Origin of the sequence: Micromonospora sp. URMC 107, assembly GCF_051386315.1 — a bacterium.
GTDB lineage: Bacteria > Actinomycetota > Actinomycetes > Mycobacteriales > Micromonosporaceae > Micromonospora.
Genome location: NZ_JBPQTK010000113.1, coordinates 1 through 20,248, shown reverse-complemented (window position 1 = coordinate 20,248; position 20,248 = coordinate 1). Strand labels below are relative to the sequence as shown.

The 20,248-nt window shown below is 72.7% G+C and carries 14 protein-coding genes and 2 pseudogenes; 5 read left to right on the top strand and 11 right to left on the bottom strand.

Annotated features, from left to right (window positions below; translation table 11 throughout):
* Nucleotides 1-769: 769 nt before the first annotated feature.
* Together ACSNN9_RS22250 and ACSNN9_RS22245 are read left to right on the top strand one after the other, a co-directional pair.
* Nucleotides 770-1,474, top strand: a pseudogene (locus ACSNN9_RS22250) (hypothetical protein); the annotation flags it as partial.
* A 219-nt stretch (nt 1,475-1,693) separates the two neighbouring features.
* Entirely contained in the window at nt 1,694-2,431 is a 738-nt protein-coding gene (locus ACSNN9_RS22245; RefSeq protein WP_436675200.1) for a VOC family protein, read from the top strand.
* A 138-nt stretch (nt 2,432-2,569) separates the two neighbouring features.
* Here the strand turns inward: ACSNN9_RS22245 and ACSNN9_RS22240 are convergent, their stop codons facing one another.
* Nucleotides 2,570-3,568, bottom strand: a complete 999-nt coding sequence (locus ACSNN9_RS22240) for a D-alanine--D-alanine ligase family protein (protein WP_436675199.1) — start codon at nt 3,566-3,568, stop codon at nt 2,570-2,572.
* Nucleotides 3,569-3,575: 7 nt separating this feature from the next.
* The gene (locus ACSNN9_RS22235) at nt 3,576-4,889 is read right to left on the bottom strand and encodes a PLP-dependent aminotransferase family protein (protein WP_436675198.1); all 1,314 of its coding nucleotides are present in this window, start codon (nt 4,887-4,889) and stop codon (nt 3,576-3,578) included.
* Nucleotides 4,890-5,182: 293 nt separating this feature from the next.
* Between ACSNN9_RS22235 and ACSNN9_RS22230 the strand changes: the two genes are divergently transcribed.
* Nucleotides 5,183-5,848, top strand: a complete 666-nt coding sequence (locus ACSNN9_RS22230; RefSeq protein ID WP_210834776.1) for a GNAT family N-acetyltransferase — start codon at nt 5,183-5,185, stop codon at nt 5,846-5,848.
* Nucleotides 5,849-5,900: 52 nt separating this feature from the next.
* Here the strand turns inward: ACSNN9_RS22230 and ACSNN9_RS22225 are convergent, their stop codons facing one another.
* The 7 genes from ACSNN9_RS22225 to murJ all read right to left on the bottom strand — a co-directional run bounded on the left by ACSNN9_RS22225 (nt 5,901) and on the right by murJ (nt 14,404).
* Nucleotides 5,901-7,064: an N-acetylmuramoyl-L-alanine amidase gene (locus tag ACSNN9_RS22225; RefSeq protein ID WP_436675197.1), complete on the bottom strand. Its 1,164-nt coding sequence runs from the start codon at nt 7,062-7,064 to the stop codon at nt 5,901-5,903.
* Between the two features lie 150 nt (nt 7,065-7,214).
* Entirely contained in the window at nt 7,215-7,538 is a 324-nt protein-coding gene (gene trxA, locus ACSNN9_RS22220) for a thioredoxin (RefSeq protein WP_436675196.1), read from the bottom strand.
* A gap of 33 nt (nt 7,539-7,571) precedes the next feature.
* Entirely contained in the window at nt 7,572-8,525 is a 954-nt protein-coding gene (gene trxB, locus ACSNN9_RS22215; protein ID WP_357866838.1) for a thioredoxin-disulfide reductase, read from the bottom strand.
* A gap of 178 nt (nt 8,526-8,703) precedes the next feature.
* Entirely contained in the window at nt 8,704-9,765 is a 1,062-nt protein-coding gene (locus tag ACSNN9_RS22210; RefSeq protein WP_436675195.1) for a hypothetical protein, read from the bottom strand.
* On the bottom strand, nt 9,762-10,553 hold the full coding sequence (gene sigM, locus ACSNN9_RS22205) for an RNA polymerase sigma factor SigM (RefSeq protein WP_436675194.1): 792 nt from the start codon (nt 10,551-10,553) through the stop codon (nt 9,762-9,764). The genes ACSNN9_RS22210 and sigM overlap by 4 nt, the downstream gene beginning before the upstream one ends.
* Nucleotides 10,554-10,596: 43 nt before the next feature.
* A complete protein-coding gene (locus ACSNN9_RS22200; RefSeq protein WP_436675193.1) occupies nt 10,597-12,201 on the bottom strand; it encodes a protein kinase family protein in 1,605 nt (534 codons plus the stop codon).
* Between the two features lie 451 nt (nt 12,202-12,652).
* Nucleotides 12,653-14,404, bottom strand: coding sequence for a murein biosynthesis integral membrane protein MurJ (gene murJ / locus ACSNN9_RS22195; RefSeq protein ID WP_436675192.1), 1,752 nt, complete (start codon nt 14,402-14,404; stop codon nt 12,653-12,655).
* 132 nt (nt 14,405-14,536) lie between these two features.
* Between murJ and ACSNN9_RS22190 the strand changes: the two genes are divergently transcribed.
* Both ACSNN9_RS22190 and ACSNN9_RS22185 read left to right on the top strand, forming a co-directional pair.
* Nucleotides 14,537-15,991, top strand: coding sequence for a CCA tRNA nucleotidyltransferase (locus tag ACSNN9_RS22190; RefSeq protein WP_436675191.1), 1,455 nt, complete (start codon nt 14,537-14,539; stop codon nt 15,989-15,991).
* A 261-nt stretch (nt 15,992-16,252) separates the two neighbouring features.
* Nucleotides 16,253-18,271: a S8 family serine peptidase gene (locus tag ACSNN9_RS22185; protein ID WP_436675190.1), complete on the top strand. Its 2,019-nt coding sequence runs from the start codon at nt 16,253-16,255 to the stop codon at nt 18,269-18,271.
* Nucleotides 18,272-18,463: 192 nt separating this feature from the next.
* Here the strand turns inward: ACSNN9_RS22185 and ACSNN9_RS22180 are convergent, their stop codons facing one another.
* A complete protein-coding gene (locus tag ACSNN9_RS22180) occupies nt 18,464-19,981 on the bottom strand; it encodes a flotillin family protein (protein ID WP_436675189.1) in 1,518 nt (505 codons plus the stop codon).
* Between the two features lie 29 nt (nt 19,982-20,010).
* Nucleotides 20,011-20,248, bottom strand: a pseudogene (locus tag ACSNN9_RS22175) (hypothetical protein); the annotation flags it as partial.

The window sequence follows — 20,248 nt, the reverse complement described above, 5'->3', positions numbered from 1 at the left end:
GGCCCCCCCCCCCCCCCGGGCGCCACGCCTCGGTGGAGCGGCTAGCGGCCGTGGAATCCCGGGTCGGCCCGGCCCGCCGGCCCGCCGTTCCCGTCCGATCGTCGCTCCGCAGGCCGCAGCTCCCCATCCCCGCTTTCCAAGCGTTACGCCCTGGTCGTCACGGCGTGCCCGGCGGCCCGCAGCCTTCCTCGCGGTCTGAGTGCTCTCAGTCCTGGCGGCCCAAACTCCCGGCCGTCCCTGCGCCCTTCCCGTCCCTGCGCCCTTCGGCAGCGCGGCAGCCCACCAGAGCGCGAAGTCAGACGGCGCGGTGTGAGCGGGTCCCGACGAGGACACGCAGCGCGTCTGTCGTCCCTCGTTCCCACGCCCTCCGCCAGCGTCCGGTCGGCCCTCGGCGTCCCCCGGAGTTCCGACGGCACGCCGAGCAGCGGACGGCATCGGCGATCGCTGACAAGCGACGACGAGACCCGTCTGACATGCCTCCGGTTTCACGTGGAACCGGCAGGCGAGACCCGGCGAAGCGAAGCGCCACCACGCCAAAGTTATCCACAGGGGTTATCCACAGGCTGCCCCGTTTCACGTGAAACCCCGCGTGGAACGGGGTGACAGCCTGTGGATGACGCCGTGTGTCGGGCGTCTCATCGGCCTGTGGGGGCCTGTGGATACCTGTGGACAGAGCCGCTCCGCGTTGTCGCGTGATGGCCGGATCGGCGTGGCTCCGTGGATGGTTCGGGTAGGGACAGCGGTGCCGGAAACGGTTAGTGTCAGCGTCGTGCGCGACACCCCTCCCGCAGTTCCGGACTTCACCCAGTGGCCGTCCTTTCCTTTCGAGGGCGACCTTCGTGTCAAGCAACTCGATGAACCGGTCCCGGTCGAGCCGCTCCGCAAGGGCGAGGGGCACCGGGAATGCACCGCCTGCAACGCCCCCGACGACGCCTACATCTGGGTGGGCGAGCGGTGGCGGGTACGCGCCATGGACCGCCCCACCGGATTGCCGATGGTGTTGATCCTGGAATCCCGTTCGCATCTGGACCTCGGCGACCTGCCGAATCTGCTGGCCGCCGAGCTTGGGGTGATGACCGTACGGCTGGAACGGGCCATCCGGTCCCTCGACGGGGTCGCGCGGGTGCACGTCAACCGCTGGGGCGACGGCTCGGCGCACCTGCACATGTGGTTCCTCGCCCGGCCCTACGGGCAGCTCCAGCTTCGGGGGACCTTCCTCTCCCTCTGGGACTCCATCCTGCCGCCCATCTCCGAGGCGCAATGGCGAGAGAACCTCGCCATGGTGGCCGCCTGGCTGGCGGAGTTCGGTGGTCGCCCGCTGGCCGAACCGCCGCGCATCCAGTGGCAGACGCCGTCCAGCTTCACCGGGCAGCCCACGGTCGAAGTCGCCCCACTCGAGGGCGAGGCAGTCTCCGTGATCGAGTCCGCCGAGGAGACCCCGCCGGCCGAGGAGCCGGACGGCGAGGCGTCCGAACGGTCGGGCACCTAGGGTCCGCGTCGAAGCCGGTCACAGCCACTCGACGCTGACGCCACCCGGTCGCCGCCAGGGCGTCCACGAGGTCTTCCGGGCTGGGGGTTCTGCCCGGTCGCTGAGCCAGCGAACGAAGACCTCGCCGTATGCCGAATCCGCCACGTCGAACGACCACTCCCGTTCGGGCACCACCGCCGATCCGACAGCCCCTAGCATTGCCGCATGGCGACACGGCTCGTGCAGATCAACATGAAGGCTCGGGACGACTCCGCGTTGGGCGGCTTCTGGGCGGAGGTGCTCGGCTGGGGAGTCTCCAGCGAGGGACCCGGCGTGACCAACCTCGAACCCGAGGGCTTCGTCTATCCCGACCCCGTCGCCGTCTGCCTCGACCTCGTCGTCTCCCCGGAACCCAAGACGGTGAAGAACCGCGTGCACGTCGACCTCGCCACCACCTCGGCGGCCCATCAGGCGGAGGTGGTGGCGCGTCTGAAGGATCTCGGCGCGACCCCTGCCGACGTGGGCCAGGGCGACGCCCCGTGGACGGTCCTGGCCGACCCGGAGGGTAACGAGTTCTGCGTGCTGGACCCCCGACCGCTCCACCGAGACACCGGACCGATCGCCGCGGTAGTGGTCGACTGCGCGGATCCGCGAGCGATGGCCCGCTTCTGGGGCGAGGCCATGGACTGGGCCCTGCACGAGGTGACCGACCACCAGGCGGTGCTGCGCTCCGCCAGGGGCGTCGGCCCGTATCTGCGGTTCGTTCGCACACCCGACGTGAAGACCGGGTGGAACCGCGTCCACCTCGATGTGCGCCCATACCCGGGTGACGACATGGAGGCCGAGGCGGCCAGGCTGCGGGCTCTCGGCGCCACCGCCGTCGACCTGGGCGGAGCCGAGGTCCCGTGGACCGTCCTCGCGGACCCGGAAGGCAACGAGTTCTGCCTCCTCACCCCAGCCTGACCGAACCCTCGTCAGCCGCTCACCACGGCCACCAGGCCGAACTCCGCGACGCTCCTCGGACGCCCGACGGACCCACCCGAGGAGGTGTTCCGGGCGGCCGTGCGTGGCCGACGCCGGCCACGGCGGCGGACCGGTCGATCAGGGGTGCCGGGCCGCGGCGCGGGCCACCAGGGTTCCGATCATCCTGCCGAAGTCCAGCCCGGCGGCCTGGACCGCGAGCGGCAGCAGCGAGGTTTCGGTCATCCCCGGCGAGACGTTGACCTCCAGCACGTGCGGCCGCCCGGCGGAGTCCACGATCAGGTCGACGCGGCTCAGGTCGCGCAGGCCCAGCGCGGTGTGCGCGGCCAGCGCGACGTCGGCCACCGCGTCAGCCACCGCCGGCTCCAGCCGCGCGGGCGTGTGCCAGGTCGTCCGGCCGGCGGTGTAGCGGGCGGCGTAGTCGTACACCCCGTTGCGGGGCACGATCTCCACCGCGGGCAGGGCGCGCGGCCCGTCACCCAGGTCGACCACGGAGACCGCCACGTCCATGCCGGGCACGTACCGTTCGACGAGCGCCGTCGAGTCGTACGCGAAGCAGCCGACCATCGCGGCCGGCAGTGATGCGGCGTCCCGGACCACGGCGGCACCCAGCCCTGAACCGCCCTGGGTGGGCTTCACCATGAGCGGCAGCCCCAGCCGCTCGACGATCCGGTCCAGCACCGCCACGGCGCCCAGCTCGGAGAACCGGTCGTGCGGAAGGGCGACCCAGTCCGGGGTCGGGATGCCCGCCTCGCGGAGCACCGCCTTGGCCGAGGGCTTGTCCCAGGCGAGTCGCGACGCCCGGGCGTCGCACCCCACGTACGGGATGCCGCAGAGGTCGAGCACGCCGCGCAGCGACCCGTCCTCGCCGGTGGCGCCGTGCAGGGCGATCACCACGGCGTCGGGCGGATCGGCGGTCAGGGCCGGCAGCAGCGCCACGTCGGCGTCCCGCAGCTCGGCGTCCACCCCGACCGCACGCAGCGCGTCGAGCACCCGGCGCCCGGACCGCAGCGAGACGTCACGTTCGTAGGAGAGCCCGCCGGCGAGCACCAGCACCCGCAGGTCGGCGGTGACGGCGGAGTCGGTCACGACGGAACGGTCGGCAGCGGTGGGAACCATGCCGGAATCATGCCAAGTCGGGTCCCGGCGTGTCCGAGCCGGCCTGCCCGCGCCGCGCCCCGGGGCGGCCGACCGCGCCGAAGACCCGCCGCATGGCGATGTCCTGCTCCATCACGCCGGCCAGCCGGCGTACGCCCTCGCGGATCCGCTCCGGGGACGGGAACGAGAAGTTGAGCCGCATGTTGCCGCTGCCGGTGCCGTCGGCGTAGAAGCCGGTGCCCGGTACGTACGCCACCCGGGCGGCGATGGCCCGGGGCATCATCGCCTTGGAGTCGAGGCCGTCGGGCAGGGTCGCCCAGACGAAGAGGCCGCCGCCCGGCGTCGTCCAGGTCGTGCCGGCGGGCATCAGGTCGTCGAGCGCGGCGAGCATCGCGTCGCGCCGTTCCCGGTAGACCTCGCGGTAGACCTTGAGCTGCTCCCGCCACGGCATGGTGCCGAGGTAGGTGGAGACGGCGGCCTGCGCGTAGCCGCTCGGGCAGAGGATCTGCGCCTCGCTGGCGATGACCAGTTTGTCGCGGACGGCGTGCGGCGCGAGGATCCAGCCGACCCGCAGGCCGGGGGCGAAGGTCTTGGAGAAGGTGCTGAGGTAGAAGACCCCGTCGCGGCGCCGCGCGCGCAGCGGCGCCGGCGCGTCGCCCTCGAAACCCAGCTGACCGTACGGGTCGTCCTCGACCACGAGCAGGCCGGCGCGCTCGCAGATGTCGAGCACCCGCTCCCGCCGCTCCTCGGTCAGCGTCACGCCGGTCGGGTTCTGGTAGGTCGGGATGGTGTAGAGGAACTTGACCCGCCGGCCCGCGCGCGCCTGCTCGGCGATGACCGCCTCCAGCGCCTCGGGGACCAGCCCGTCGTCGTCCATCGGCACGTGCACGACCTGCGCCTGGGCGGCCTGGAACACCCCGAGCGCGCCGACGTAGGTCGGGCCCTCGGCGAGCACCACGTCCCCCGGGTCGAGGAAGAGTCGGGCCACCAGGTCGAGGGCCTGCTGCCCGCCCACGGTGACCACCACGTCGTCCGGGGACGCACCGCAGGCGGCGTCGATGCCGGAGAGCGCCATCACCTCGCAGATCCGCTCGCGCAGCTCCAGGGTGCCCTGGCCGATGCCGTACTGGAGGGTGGTCGCGCCGTGCTCGGCACCGAGCCGGCCGAGCATCTCGCCGACCGCGTCGAGCGGCAGCGCCGCGATGTAGGGGGCACCGCCGGCGAGCGAGACCACCTCCGGCCGACTGGCCACCGCGAAGAGCGCGCGGATCTCCGAGGCGGTCATGCCCCGCACGCGGCGGGCGTACCGGTCGGTGTAGTCGTCGAGCGTCGTGCCGGTCATGACATCACCTCGATGGCTGCTCGGGTGGCTCCCGCCCCGGCGTACCCGGGACACCGGCGACCATGGCGACGCGGGACGCCGGTGTCGATCCTAGTCGCCGCCTGGCAGGACGCCACCGTGACGGTGGCCGGCGTCCACATCGCGGACCCGGTTGGCGCCTCGGGGGGAGGGGCATTCGCGCGTCCCCTCCCGCGGCGTCCGTTTGCGGCGTACGATCGCTCGTCGGGGGGCAGGAAGGCGGCGTTGTCGTTCCGTGCCGGTCTCACCTCCGAGCCTAATGTGGGGATGCACCAATGTCGCGACGTCTGGTCAGCTTGACCCTCGACACCCTGGAGGACCTGCCCCGTCCGTGCCGGCAGTGCGTCTACTGGGAGCTTGATCCGGTTTCGGCGGACCGGGCCTGTGCCGCGGGCGACCCGGGGCTGGAGAAGGAGGCCTGGGTCTCGCAGACGCTGCTGGAGTGGGGTTCCTGCGGCAAGCTCGTCTACGTCGACGGCATGCCGGCCGGCTTCGTCCTGTACGCCCCACCGGCCTACGTGCCCCGCTCGATGGCCTTCCCCACCTCCCCGGTCTCCGCCGACGCCGCGCTGCTGATGACGGCCAACGTGGTGCCCGCCTTCGCCGGCGGCGGGCTGGGCCGGATGCTGGTCCAGGGCGTCGCCCGGGACCTCACCAAGCGCGGCATCAAGGCGATCGAGGCGTTCGGCGACGCCAAGTTCGGCGACGCGGCCGACCCCGCCGGCACCTGCGTCGCCCCGGCCGACTTCTTCCTCTCCGTGGGCTTCAAGACGGTCCGCCCGCACCCGCGCTTCCCCCGCCTGCGGCTGGAGCTGCGAACCGCGTTGAGCTGGAAGTCCGACGTCGAGTACGCGCTGGAGAAGCTGCTCGGCTCGATGAGCCCCGAGACGCTGCTCCGCCCGGTCCGCCCGGCCCCGGCCACCCGCTCGACCGCCGGCTGACCCGCGCCGGCGCGTCCGGTCGGCGGCGCGTTCCGGGCGGCAGGCGGCCAGATCAGTCCACCACCGTGCCGGCGGCCACCACCGCCCGCAACTCGCTCACGTCGATCGAGCCGGTGGGGACGTCCCGCTCCACGGGGAAGTACATCCGCTGCACGGCGGCGACGATGGCCTCCACCACCCTGTCGCGGAACCGGGGGTCGACCAGCCGGGCCCGGTCGGCGGGCGAGGTGAGGTAGCCGACCTCGACGCGTACCGCCGGCATGCGGGTCAGCCGGAGCAGGTCCCACGCCTTCGCGTGGGTACGGCAGTCGCGCAGCCCGGTACGCGCCACGATCTCCCGCTGCACCAGCCCGGCCAGCCGCTCCCCGGTCGCCGAGGTCACTCCGTTGTCGGTGCCGTAGTGGTAGGTCGCCACCCCCTCTGCCTCCGGGTTGGCGTGCCCGTCGAGGTGCAGCGAGATGAACACGTCGGCGCCGAGCGAGTTGGCCAGCTCCGCCCGGCCGACGTCCGGCAGGCAGTCCTCCGGGGCCGGGCCGCGGGTCAGCTGCACGCGGACGCCGGAGGCGGCGAGCCTGCCCTCCAACCGGCTGGCCAGGTCGTGCACGAGATCCGCCTCGGTCCACCGCAGCGACCCGTCCGGCACCACCACGCCCGGATCGGTGCCCCCGTGTCCGGGGTCGATGACGACGGTCCGGCCCACCAGCGCCGGGCCGGACTGCCGGATGGCGTCGGATTCGCGCAGCCACTGCGGCCGGCCGCCCACGACCTTGCGGCCGAGCCGGCGCAGCGCGTTCATGGTGTGCGGACCGCACGAGCCGTCGGGCGTCAGCCCGACCTCGCGTTGGAACTGGGCGACCGCCCGGGACGTCCGTACGCCGTAGATGGCGTCCGCGCGGCCGACGTCGTACCCCATCTCCAGCAGCCGTTCCTGGAGCGAGCGGACGTCCTCACCCGTGAGCGGCTCCGGGACGGCGTGGTAGAGCGTGCGGGCGCCGAGCCGCCAGCGGGCGGCGTCCAGGGCCCGCCAGGTCTCCGCACCGACCCGGCCGTCCACGCTGAGCCCCCGGGACTGCTGGAAGGCCCGCACGGCCCGTTCGGTGTGGGTGTCGAACTCGTCGGCGTCCGGTGCCGTCGGGACGAGCAGGTCGAGACCGGTCAGCACCGTACGGATCTCGGTCACGGCGGGTCCACGGTCACCGGGTCGGATCGGACGCACGCACGACCCCCTCTGCACGGACGGTTGCTGGCCGGGCGGCCCCGGGTTGAGGTTATGCGCTGCGAGGGCTCCGGGTGTGGCACGTCGGGAAAAACGCGTCGACCCCGTGCCCGGCGGACCGGGTACGGGGCCGACGCGCGTCGGTGCCGCTCAGAGCGCGGATTCGATGAGCTTGACGAGCTCGCCCTTCGGCTTGGCGCCGGCGATCGACTGCACCGGCTCGCCGTTCTTGAAGACGGTGAGGGTCGGGACCGACATCACCCGGTAGGTGCGGGCGGTCTCCGGGTTCTCGTCGATGTTGAGCTTGACGATGGTGACCTGGTCGCCCATCTCGCCGGCGATCTCCTCCAGCAGCGGCGACACCTTGCGGCACGGGCCGCACCACTCGGCCCAGAAGTCCACCAGAACCGGCTTGTCGGACTTCAGCACGTCGACGGCGAAACTCGCGTCGGTGACCGACTTCGTTGCTCCCACTATGACCCTCCTCCTCCGGATGTTTCCGGTTGTTCAGCCCTGCAGCGTGGCGATGAAGCGCTCGGCGTCCAGCGCGGCGGCACAGCCCGTGCCGGCGGCGGTGATCGCCTGCCGGTAGGTGTGGTCCACCAGGTCGCCGGCGGCGAAGACGCCGGGCACGCTGGTCCGGGTGCTCGGCGCCTCGACCTTGACGTAGCCCTCGTCGTCCAGCTCCACCTGCCCCCGGAAGAGCTCGCTGCGCGGGTCGTGGCCGATGGCCACGAAGACGCCGGTGACGTCGAGGACCTTGGACTCGCCGGTGTGCGTGTTGCGCACCCGCACCCCGCAGACCTTGCCGTCGTCGCCGAGGATCTCCTCGACCACGGTGTTCCACTCGACCTTGATCTTGTCGTTGCTCAGTGCCCGCTCAGCCATGATCTTGCTGGCCCGGAAGGAGTCCCGGCGGTGGATGATGGTGACCGAGTCGGCGAACCGGGTGAGGAAGCTGGCCTCCTCCATCGCCGAGTCACCGCCGCCCACGACCACGATGTGCTGGTTGCGGAAGAAGAAGCCGTCACAGGTCGCGCAGGACGAGACGCCGTGGCCCAGGTACTCCTGCTCGCCGGGCACGCCGAGCGGGCGCCACGCGGAGCCGGTGGAGAGGATGACCGCCCTGGCCCGGTACGCGGTCTGGCCCACCCAGACGGTGCTGACGGCGTCGGAGCCCAGGCTGCCGGTGTCCTTCAGCTCGACCCGCGTCACGTCGTCGGTGAGGAACTCCGCGCCGAACCGCTCGGCCTGCTTGCGCATGTTGTCCATCAGCTCTGGACCGAGGATGCCGTCGGCGAAACCGGGGAAGTTCTCCACCTCGGTGGTCGTCATCAGCGCACCGCCGGACTGCACGCCCTCGATGATGAGCGGCTTGAGGTTGGCGCGCGCCGCGTAGACCGCCGCCGTGTAACCGGCCGGCCCGGAGCCGATGATGATCAGGTTGCGGACCTCGTCCACTGCCGTCTCCCGATTGTGTTGTTCGTCATCGGCGCGCACCGATGCCGATCCGATGCCGACGCCCTCGCGGTGCCGGCACTTCGATGTGCAGAACGTCATCGTACGAACCGGGGATTCCCGAGCCGGTCATCCGGTGGGTCAGGTCACGTGGACGGTCAAACGCCCGGTGGCCGCGAATTCACCCTACCCGCGTGCGGTAGCGGCTGTCCGAGCCGGACCCGGGCACACCGCATTCCGGCCCGCTCGCCCAGGCCCAGCGCGCTCCCGTGGCGTCGGTGAAGCGCACGATCAGCGCCGGGCGGCCCTGGAACCGGGCGTAGTCGACCACGTCGACCACCAGCGGACCGTTGCCGTGCTCGGCCTTGATCTCGCCGATGCAGGCCCCCAGCGCGGCGGGGTCGGTGAGCCGGTCGAGCCCGGTGGCGGAGCCGGGCAGCCGCCCGCCCTCCGCCTGGACGCCGGGCTGCTCCCCGGGCGGACCGCCGGTGAACAGCGGTGACTTCGGCGACGACGGCAGGACGGCCAGGGACTCGGGGGTGTAGTCCGTTCCGCTGCGCACCGACGGCTCGCCGGCGATCCGGAATGGCGTGGCGGCGGCGGGGCCGACGTCCTCACGGTTCGCGGCGCCGGGCAACGCGGTGTCCGCGGCGCCGCCCAGCTGCTGGTCCCCGGTGAGTTGGCTGACGCCGAGCCCGACGGCCGCGATCGACACGGCGGCCAGCGCGACCGGCCCGGCCAGCCGGGTCCAGCGGCGCCGCCGTCGTCCCGGCCCGGTGGCCCCGCCGCGGCCCGGCTCCGACCGGGGTACGCCGGCGGGACGCCTGCCGGAACCGCCGAGCGGCTGCGTCGGCACCGCGAGACCCGTTCTGACCGCAGGCTGCCCCTCCGGCCGTTCCTCGGCGGAAGCCGCCTCGTCCTCCGTCCCACGGCCGCCCGGCTCGGAGCGGTCCGGAGCGGCGGAGTCCACGGTGCCGGGGCCGGACGCGGCGGCGTGGGCCAGCGCGGCGACGATCCGGTCGGCGACGTCGGCCGGCATCTCGGGCGTGGGCGCGCCCCAGGCGGCCAGGTCCGCGCGGACGTCCGCCACGGCCGGGGCCAGCAGCGCGTACGCCTGTGCCCAGTCCGCGTCCTCGTCGACCAGCCGGGCGACCAGTTCCCCGTCCGGGGTGCCGTCCAGCGCCCCGCCGAGGTAATCGGCGAGCAGGTCGTGGTCGACCTCCCTGAACCCCCCGGCCGTCACGTGTCCTCCTGGTGGACATCCCGCCGGGACCGTCCCGACCCCGATCGGACGCCCCCGGGCGACCGCGGGTTCCCTCGGGTGACGGCCGGCACGTTCGGACCCGCCGTCGGGGCCGGCTCGGCCCGTTGCGGGGTGGACTGCGGCTCCGCCTGCGGCGGGGTCGGGCGGGAACGCAGGTGCCCGAGCTGCGTCGCCAGGCGGGCCCGGCCCCGGGCGCACCGGCTCTTGACCGTTCCCTCGGCCACGCCGAGGATCCGCGCCACCTCGGCGACGGGATAGCCCTGCACGTCGACCAGGATCAGCGCCGCGCGCTGCTCGGGCGGCAGTTCGGCGAGCGCCTGCCGGACCACGAGCGCGGTGTCGTGGTCCTGGACGGGGGCCGCCGGCTCGACGCCCCCGGTGCCGGAGTCGGTGTCCCGGACGCCGTCCGGCAGCGGCACCGTGGGGTGCGCCTGGCGGCGGCGGATCCGGTCCAGGCACGCGTTCACCACGATCCGGTGCAGCCAGGTGGTGACCGCCGAGTCGCCCCGGAACCGGCCGGCGGCCCGGTGGGCCGACAGCAGTGCGTCCTGGAGGGCGTCGGCGGCCTCCTCGCGGTCGCCGAGCGTGCGCAGGGCCACCGCCCAGAGCCGGTCGCGGTGCCGGTGGAAGAGCTCGGCGAAGGCGTGCCGGTCGCCGGCCACGTGGGCGTGCAGGAGGTCGAGGTCCGCCGCCCCGGCCGGCGGCGCCGACGACGCGACCGGCGGACCCACCGGTCCACCGGTCGTGCGTTCCCCGGGTACGCCCATCACCACGTCCGGCGGATGCGGTGCCCGGAGCGCGGTGACCGACTCACGATCCCTGGACCGTGATCTCCTGGACGCCGAGCTTGTAGCCGCCGTCGCTCGCGGGCAGCTCGGTGATCCAGAACAGCAGGTAGCGGTACTTCTGGTCGGCGTTGAAGCCGTTGAAGGTCATCTTGGTGCCTTCGTGCTCCTCGAACGGCTGGCCGATCGCGGTCTTCTTGTAGTCCGCGAAGAGCTGGGCGTCACCGGAGGACGACGACGGCCGGTCGGTGGTGCCGGCGTAGAGCTGGGCGGAGGCGCCCCGGGCGGAGAGGAGGACCTGCACGGACTTGACCGTGTGCTCGCCGCCGAGGTCGATCCAGACCCCCATGCCCTGCTTCAGGTTGCCGAAGTCGGGGCGCCCGCGGTAGGTCTGGGTCTCCCAGCCCTCGTCCTCGTCGTTGTCGAACACCCTGTCGGCGTTCCTGACCTCGGTCCGGTCACCCTCCGGGTCGATGATGCGGGCGGCGCTGATCTTCAGCGGCCCGGCCGTGACGGCGGCCGGGGTGGCGTCGCCGCCGGGCGCGTTCGACGAGGGGGCGGCGACCGGGTTGGTCTGTGGGCCGTCGTCGCCGCCGCGCAGGGCGGTGATGCCGATCAGCAGGCCGACCAGGGCGACCGCCAGCAGGCCGGCGATGCCGATCGCGACCTTGCGTCCGCCCGCGGCGGCCAGCGGCGACGGCTCCTCGCCGGTGTCGGGGGTGAAGCGCAGCGGGCCGCCGTTGTCCAGGAACTGCTCGTCGGCCGGCACGTCCAGCCGGGCCAGCTCGGCCGCGAGCACGTCCGACGAGGGCGGCTCGATCTCGGCGTCGAGCAGGTCCATGGTGAGGTCGTCGAGGTAGGCCGGCACGCCCGCCCGGACCTGCCGGGGGGCGGCGATCGCGCCGCCCGCGTCGCGGACCGCGTCGGGGATGGCGGCCCGGCCGTGGCCGGCGGTGGCGCCACGCAGCGGGGCCTCGGCGTGCGGCCAGTGCCCGGTCAGGGCGAAGTAGAGGACCCCGCCGATCGCGCGGACGTCGCTCTGCTGGCTGTCGGCGCCGTCGGTGCGCGCGTCGGCCAGCACCACCCGACCGTCGTCGCTGATCATCACGGTGCCGGGGTGGACGTTGCCGTGCACCATGCCGGTGGCGTGCACGGCGGCGAGGGCGCTGGCCACCGCGTTGCCGATGGTGGTGGCGCGGGCCGGGTCCAGCGGGCCGTCGGCGACGAGTTCGCGCAGCGACCGCCCGTCGACCCACTCCCGCACCACGTACGCCCGCTCGGCCTCGTCGATCGCGTCGTAGACGCCGACCAGGTTGGGGTGGATGACGCGGCTGGCCGCGACGGCGCCCTGGAGCATCTCGGTGGCCGAGTCGCCACCCGGGTAGCGCAGCACGACCGCGACGGGACGGCGCAGGATGACGTCGACCCCGCGCCAGACCAGCCGACCCGCGCTGTCGTTGTTGATGTGCTCGACCAGCTCGTAACGCTCGGCGAGGATCTCACCGGCCGTGGGAGCACCGAAGGTCGTGACCTGAGGAACGCTCTCCTCCGCCTCCTGACCCTCGCCGACCTGGGTCACCCGTCCTCCCTCGGTGATCGTGTCGATCGATGGACCCGCGCTGCTGGGCATGTGGCTTCCCGCTCTGCCTTCGAAGGAACCGGCCGACCGGTGTCGACGCGGAGCGTCGGCGCCTGCCGTACCCGTCGAGAGCGACCTTACCTGGGTTGGCGGTCTCCCCGACATGTCATCTTCGCGCCGCTCCCGGGCCGAGCTGCCGGCAGGCGACCGGCCTGTCCGGTTGCTCCCGTTGTCAGCCACGTTGCTGGCACATGTACTAGCCAATCTAGAGGTTGACCACAAGCACCCACAGGGAGGGGGCCGGCCGGTGCGGCGATCGCGCCGACGTCGCCGGGGTTCCCCCCGACCGGCCCACCATGCTCAGCCGTACGGCTGGTTATCCACAGGCCGATCCGGTGGCTGAGCGGTGAATCGCGGAGTTATCCACAGGCGCATCCCCAGGCTGGTGATCCTCGTTCACAGAGAGTGCAGTCCGCCCGCCGCCCCGGAAGACGGGTTTCAGTCAGCGGCCCAGCCGGCGGCGGACCATGCCCACGACCTCGGTGATCTCGCCGATCCGCAGCACCATCGCCAGCCCGAGGTACGTCCCGCCGATCACCGCGCCGCCGACCACGAGCTGGACGATGGCCTCCAGGCGGCTCGGCGTGTCGTCGCCGGGCAGCAACTTGACCACGATCAGGCCGACCACGGCCGCGCCGAGCGCCGCGACCGCGACCCGGCCGCCGGTGCGCATGATCTCGCCGAGGCCGATGCGACCCACCCGGGGACGCAGCAGCCAGGCCGAGGCGATGGCGGCGGCCAGGTAGGAGACGGCGTTGCCGATCATCATGCCGGCACCGGCGAAGGCTGGCGAGAAGGCCACGAAGAGCACGATCTGCACACCGATGCGCAGCGCCACCACCGGGATGTTGACCAGCGCCGGGGTGCGGGTGTCCGGCAGGGCGTAGAAGGCGAAGGTGAAGAGCTGGCTGACGGCGAACGGCACCAGGGCGAGCGCGGCGGCGAGCAGCACCACGGAGGTGGCGGTGGCGTTCTCCTCGTCGAAGGCGCCCCATCGGAACAGGGTGAACGCGATCGGGGTGGCGAGGACGGCGTAGCAGACGGCGATCGGGGCGAGCACCGCGGTGACCGTCCGGGTGCCCCGGGACAGGTCGGCGGCCAGGTCCGCGTACCGGCCGTCGGCGGCGGCGGCGCTCATCCGGGGCATCAGCGCGGTGATGATCGACACGGCGATGATGCCGTGCGCCGTCATCAGCAGCAGGAAGACGTTGTTGTAGATCAGCGGACCGGCGGCGTTCTCCCGGCCGGCCCGGTTCAGCAGGTTGAACAGCACGATCAGGCCGATCTGGCTGACCGCGACGTAGCAGAACATCCACGCCCCGAGCCGGCCCAGCTCGCGCAGGCCCAGCTCGCGGAAGTCGAAGCGCAGCTTCCAGCGGAAGCCGACCTTGCGCAGCGCCGGCAGCAGGCCGGCGGCCTGGATCGCCACGCCGAGCAGGGTGCCGCCGCCGATCAGCAGGATCCGCCCGGTGGTCATGTCCTCCGGCTTGACGATCTTCGCGCCGAACACGGCGATGTAGAGGCCGGCGGTGGCGATCACCACCAGGTTGTTCAGGATCGGCGCCCACATCGGGGCGGCGAAGTGACCCCGGGTGTTCAGCACCGCGCTGATCAGCGCGCTGAGGCCGGAGAAGAAGATCATCGGCAGCATCAGGCGGGCCAGCGACGTGACCAGCCCCGAATAGCCGTCGGTCGACTCGCCGCTGCCGTAGAGCATGGTCAACCACGACGCCGACAGCACCGCCAACAACGCGGCCGCGCCGAGCGCGAGCACCGCCAGGGTGAGCAGCCGCTGGGCGTACGCCTGGCCGCCGTCCGCGTCCGACTTGCGCCGCCGCACCAGCACCGGGATCAGCACGCTGGTGAGCACCCCGCCGAGCAGGAACTCGTAGACCATCCCGGGCAGGATCTGCGCGGTGGTGTACGCGTCACCGACCAGTGCGCCGCCGAGGGCCGCCGCGATCACCAGGTTGCGCAGGAAACCCGTCCCCCGGCTGACGAGGCTGCCGATCGCCATCACCGCGCTGTTGGTCGCGGCGCTGGCCTCGCCCACCTGCTCCTGCGGCGGCGCGGTCGACTCCATGGCCGGCTGGTTGAGCGGCTCGGCCGAGATGAACGTGGCGCCGTCCGACGGCCGGCCGGGCGCGGCGCCGCCCTGGGCGGCGTTCGCGCTGCGGTAGAGACCGCCGCTCATCTTGTCGCCTCCAAGGCAGAGAGGTAGTCGGAGCCGGGCACGGCCCGCACGTCACAGACGATAGTCAACGGCCACCCGTTACCCGCGCCCGGCGGACCACATCCCCACCGGGACCGATAGGCTGGCGCTCCCATGTCCGACGCCTCCGCTTCCCACGCCGCCGACCGCCGCGAACTCACCGCCGCGCAGCGCAACGCCGTCGCCGAACTGCTCCGGGTCTCCCCGGTCGCCGACGAGTTGGGCCGCCGGTTCGCGCGGGCCGGCCACGAGCTGCACCTGGTGGGCGGTTCCGTGCGCGACGCCCTGCTCGGCCGCCTCGGCGACGACCTCGACTTCTGCACCGACGCGCACCCCGACGAGACCCTGCGCATCGTGCGCGGCTGGGCCGAGTCGATCTGGGAGACCGGCCGGGAGTTCGGCACCATCGGATGCCAGCGCGACGGGCTGCGGCTGGAGATCACCACCTTCCGCGCCGAGTCCTACGACCAGGTCAGCCGCAACCCCGTCGTCGAGTACGGCACCGACCTCGCCGAGGACCTGAGGCGGCGCGACTTCACCATCAACGCGATGGCGGTCAGCCTGCCCGAGCACCGGTTCACCGACCCGCACGGCGGGCTGGACGACCTGGCTGCCAAGGTGATCCGCACCCCGGGCACCCCGGCGGAGTCGTTCGGCGACGACCCGCTGCGGATGTTGCGCGCGGCCCGGTTCGCGGCCCAGCTGTGCTTCGTGGTGCACCCCGACGCGTACGCGGCGATGACCCGGATGGCCGGCGACCTGGACCGGATCACGGCCGAGCGGATCCGCGACGAGTTCACCAAGCTGCTCTGCGGCGCGGACCCGATCACCGGGCTGCGACTGCTGGTCGACACCGGCCTCGCCGAGCGCTTCCTGCCGGAGCTGACCGGGCTGAAGCTGGAGATCGACGAGCACGCCCAGCACAAGGACGTCTACGAGCACACCCTCACCGTGGTGAGCAACGCCGTGTCGTACGAGACCGAGGGGCCGGACTTCATCCTGCGGATGGCCGCGCTGATGCACGACATCGGGAAGCCGGCGACGAAGGCGGTGGGCACGGACGGCCGGGTCAGCTTCCACCACCACGAGGTGGTCGGCGCCCGGCTCACCAAGGCCCGGATGAAGGCGCTGCGCTACCCGAAGGAGACCACCTCCAAGGTCACCGCGCTGGTAGCGCTGCACCTGCGCTTCTACGGCTACGGCCGGGGCGAGTGGACCGACTCGGCGGTGCGCCGCTACGTCGCGGACGCCGGTGACCTGCTGCCGCGCCTGCACAAGCTGACCCGGTCGGACTGCACCACCCGCAACCGGCGCAAGGCGGCCCAGCTCGCCGCCGACTACGACGCGCTGGAGGAGCGGATCGCCCGCATCGCCGCCGAGGAGGACCTGGCGCGGGTCCGGCCCGACCTGGACGGAAACGCCATCATGGAGCTGCTGGGCGTACCGCCGGGGCCCGTGGTCGGGGAGGCGTGGAAGCACCTCAAGGAGCTGCGCCTGGAGCGCGGCCCGCTGGACCGCGACGAGGCCGAGGCGGAGCTGCTGCGCTGGGCCCGCGACAGGGGCCTGTAGCGCGGACCTGGTGCCGGTTCCGGCCCGCGGCCTCCGACGGCTGGGCGCGCCGCTTCGCGGGGCGAGGACGCAACGCCGGCGTATCGACCGAATGGCTGACGCGGCATCTACTGATCATCACTGATGATGGGGCGGAATCCTCCAGCCCTCCGAATCCGGCAGCGGCTGGCCGTACGACCGGTTCCGCATCCACAGCGGACGGTCCTCCGAATCAACGGGGAGTCATTTGTGAGACGTCGTGGCGTTGCACGCCGCTCAGCGGTGGCGGGCCTGCTTCTCGCCTCCGCGACGTCCATCGCCGTCGCCGGTTCCGGCGGCGCGGCGATGGCGGAGCCCGCCGAACCGACCCGGGCGCCCGTGCGCGGCGCCGAACCCGGCGGGGTCGTACCGGGCCGCTACATCGTCGTCCTCAAGGACGGCAAGGCGACACCGAGCGAGACCCGGGCCGCCGCGTCCGCGCTCGCGCAGAAGAACGGGGGCAAGGTACGCAAGGTCTTCACCAGCGGCCTGCGTGGGTACTCGATGGAGGCCAACGCGGGTCAGGTGAAGCGGCTCTCGCTGGACTCGCGGGTGGCCTACGTGGAGCCGGTCATGCGGGCCTCCGCCACCGGGACCCAGACCAGCCCTCCGTCCTGGGGCCTGGACCGGATCGACCAGGTCTCGCCGAAGCTGGACGGTTCCTACACCTACCCCAGCACGTCGGCGGCGGGTGTCACCGCGTACGTGCTCGACACCGGCATCAACATCGCGCACCAGGACTTCGGCGGCCGGGCCAGCTACGGCTTCAACGCCATGCTGGACCGCACGTCCACCGAGGACGCCAGTGACTGCAACGGGCACGGCACGCACGTGGCGGGCACGGTGGGTGGCACCAGGTACGGCGTCGCGAAGGACGTCAAGCTGGTCGCGGTGCGGGTCCTGGACTGCGAGGGCTTCGGCACGACCGAGGAGCTGCTCAGCGGCATCAACTGGTTGACCGCGAACGCCGTCAAGCCGGCCGTGGCGAACATGAGCCTCGGCTTCGGCGGCAACGTCCAGGCGGTCGACGACGCGGTGAACGCCTCGATCGCCAGCGGCATCACCTACGCGGTCGCCTCGGGCAACTCCATGCAGGACGCCTGCGAGGTGAGCCCGGCGTCGGTGCCGGCGGCGATCACGGTCGGCGCCACGGACAAGATCGACGCGCGGGCCTGGTTCTCCAACTACGGCAGCTGCGTCGACACGTTCGCGCCGGGCGTCAGCATCACCTCCGCCACCATCGGCTCCACCACGGGCACCGAGACGCTGAACGGCACCTCGATGGCGTCGCCGCACGTCGCCGGCGCCGCGGCGCTGAAGTTGGCGGCGAACCCGACGTGGAGCCCGTCGCAGGTGCGCAACAGCATCGTGACCGGCGGCCTCTCCGGCCCCGTGCACGACGCGCAGGGCTCGCTGGACCGGTTCCTCCAGGTCGGTACCCCGCCGGTGGCCCGCAGCTCGTACGGGCTGAAGGCACGGATCAACCAGAAGCTCGTCACCGCGGAGAGCTCCGGCACGAAGCCGCTGGTCGCCCGCGGCACCAGCGTGGGCGCGTGGGAGAAGTTCGACGTCGTCGACGCCGGAAGCGGGTACGTCGGGCTGCGCGCGCGGGTCAACGGCAAGTTCGTCGCCGCGGACGGCGCGGGCAGCAAGCCGCTGATCGCGGGCGCCGCTGCCATCGGTGAGTGGGAGAAGTTCCAGCTCGTCCACAACACCGACGGCAGCGTCAGCCTCAAGGCGAAGGTCAATGGCAAGTTCGTCGTCGCGGACGCCGGGGGTACGCTGCCGCTGATCGCGAGCGCCACCGCCATCGGCGCCTCGGAGAAGTTCGACTTCGAGGCACCGAACCCGGTCATCAGCCTCAAGGCGTCGGTGAACGGCAAGTTCGTGACCGCGGAGAGCTCCGGCACGCTGCCGTTGATCGCCCGCGGCACCTCGGCCGGCGCGTGGGAGAAGTACGAACTGGTCTTCCTCGAGGAGGGCAGCTTCTTCACGCTGCGGGCCCTGGTCAACGGCAAGTTGGTGACCGCGGAGAGCGCGGGCGCGAAGCCGCTGATCGCCAGGGGCACCGCTGTCGGCCCCTGGGAGGTGTTCGACTTCGTCGACTACAACGCGGACGGCACCATCTATCTGCGTGCGTACATCGACGGGCAGGCGATCACCGCCGGTGCCAACCCGCTCATCGCGGACCGGACCATCGACTGGTCCAGCCCGACCCTGGGCCTCGGCACCGCACAGAAGTTCACCGTCGGCGTCATCTGACGGACCTCGGTGACCCCCGCCGCGTCGGCCTCTCGGGCGGCGCGGCGGGTGCCCGGTCCACTGCGGCGTCCGTCGGGGGGCACCACTGGTAGGTGACCCCCGCCCACCGAACGTCGACGCCCGCCGAGCCGTGCAGGAGCACGGCTCGGCGGGCGTCGTTCTGCCCGGCCCCGGGCAGTCGCGTCGGTCAGGTCAGCTGGTGTGCCGCTCGACGGCCGTCCCGGCCACCGGCGGCGTCCCGTCGCCGTTGCGAGCCGCCCCGAGCTTCGACAGCAGCCCGGCCAGGTCGATGCCGGTCAGGTCGCTGCCGAGCTGAAGCCCCTGGGCCACGTTGCCCGCCACCGACTTGGTCAGCGACGAGGCGCCGTCGGTGGAGATGACGGTCATCTTGTCGATCGCGCCGATCGGGGCGCTGGCCGCCTCGACCACCTGCGGCAGCACCTTGACCAGCAGGTCCAGCACCGCGGCCTCGCCGTACGCCGCGAAGGCCTCGGCCTTGCGGGCCATCGCGTCGGCCTCGGCCTGACCCTTGGCGAGGATGGCCGCGGCCTCGGCCGCACCCTCCCGCTCCACCGCCTCGGCGATGGCGGAACGGCGGCGCTGCTCGGCCTCGCCCTCCTTGGCGCCCTCGATCGCGTTGGCCTCGGCCAGCGCGGCCCGGCGGGCCCGCTCGCCCTCACCGGTGAGCCGGGCCTGCTCGGCGGCGGCCTGGGCGGCGGCGATGACGGCCTGGCGCTGGGCGTCGGCGTTCAGCACGGCCGCGTTGCGGGACGCCTCGGCCTCCTGCTCCACCTTGTAACGGGCGGCGTCGGCCGGCTTGCGCACCTCGGTGTCGAGCTGGCGCTGCTTGAGCTCGGCGTTACGCTCGGCGACCTTCTGCTGCTCGGAGAGGATCGCCTGGTCCCGCTCGGCCTGGGCCAGCGGCCCGGCGGCGGCGGACTTCGCCTTGGCGGCGTCGATCTCCGCCTGGATGGCGGCCTGCTTCAGCGACAGGTTCCGGTTGGCCTCGGCGATCGCCTCCTCGGCGAGCAGCCGTTCCTGCTCGGCCTGCTGCCGGGCCCGCGCCTCGGCGATGGCCGCGTCCTTGAGCACCCGGGCCGCCTCCGGCCGGCCCAGGTCCTGCAGGTAGGAACCCTCCGCCAGGATGTCCTGGAGCTGGAAGGTGTCCAGCACCAGACCCTGGTTGGTCATCGAGTGCTCGGCCTCCTCGGCGACCGCGCTGGCGAACGCCGCCCGGTCCCGGATGACCTCCTCGACGGTGAGCCGGCCGACGATCGAGCGCAGCGCGCCGGCCAGCACCTCCCGGGTGAAGTCCTCGATCTCGTCCTGCTGGTGCAGGAAGCGCTGCGCGGCGGCGCGGATGGCGTCCTCTGTGCCGCCGACCTTGACGATCGCGACGCCGTGCAGGTCGGCGCGGATGCCCTGCTTGCTGACCGCGCCCTTGATGCCGACGTCGATCCGCCGGCTGGACAGGTCGAGCGACTGGAGCTTCTGCACGACGGGCAGGACGAAGACGGACGCGCCGAGCACGACCTTCTGCCCGGAGTTGTCGGTCGACCGGCCGCCGTCGGCGGTCTGCGTGGTGCGGCCCTTGCGGCCGGTGACGATGAAGGCCTCGTTCGGCCCGGCGACCTTGATCCGGGAGAGCACGAAGAGCACGAGGACGAGGACGAGGAGGACCGCGCCGCCGATGGCGATGAGAAGGGGCATGTGACCGTCCTGTTTCTTGACGAGAGGGTTCAGTAGGTCTCGACGTGCACGCTGGTCTCGCTGAGCGCCTCGACCACGAAGATCTGTGCGCCGACCGGGATCGGCCGGTCGGCGCGGGCGTTGAGTTTGACCGGCTGGCCGGCCACCCGGACGCGGACCTCGCCGTAGCCGTCGGCGGGCACCGGGGTGACCACCAGGCCGAGCGCGCCGACCAGGTGGTGGCGGGTGGGGGTGGGATCGGTGCGCATGTCGCGGGGGGGGCCGCGG

Bases quoted from the DNA above. Each gene is read 5' to 3' on its own strand.
- ACSNN9_RS22190 (WP_436675191.1), top strand. From the start codon at position 14,537: ATGTCCGACGCCTCCGCTTCCCACGCCGCCGACCGCCGCGAACTCACC.
- ACSNN9_RS22240 (WP_436675199.1), bottom strand. From the start codon at position 3,568: ATGGTTCCCACCGCTGCCGACCGTTCCGTCGTGACCGACTCCGCCGTC.
- ACSNN9_RS22230 (WP_210834776.1), top strand. From the start codon at position 5,183: ATGTCGCGACGTCTGGTCAGCTTGACCCTCGACACCCTGGAGGACCTG.
- ACSNN9_RS22245 (WP_436675200.1), top strand. From the start codon at position 1,694: ATGGCGACACGGCTCGTGCAGATCAACATGAAGGCTCGGGACGACTCC.
- ACSNN9_RS22235 (WP_436675198.1), bottom strand. From the start codon at position 4,889: ATGACCGGCACGACGCTCGACGACTACACCGACCGGTACGCCCGCCGC.
- murJ (WP_436675192.1), bottom strand. From the start codon at position 14,404: ATGAGCGGCGGTCTCTACCGCAGCGCGAACGCCGCCCAGGGCGGCGCC.
- ACSNN9_RS22180 (WP_436675189.1), bottom strand. From the start codon at position 19,981: ATGCCCCTTCTCATCGCCATCGGCGGCGCGGTCCTCCTCGTCCTCGTC.
- sigM (WP_436675194.1), bottom strand. From the start codon at position 10,553: ATGGGCGTACCCGGGGAACGCACGACCGGTGGACCGGTGGGTCCGCCG.
- ACSNN9_RS22200 (WP_436675193.1), bottom strand. From the start codon at position 12,201: ATGCCCAGCAGCGCGGGTCCATCGATCGACACGATCACCGAGGGAGGA.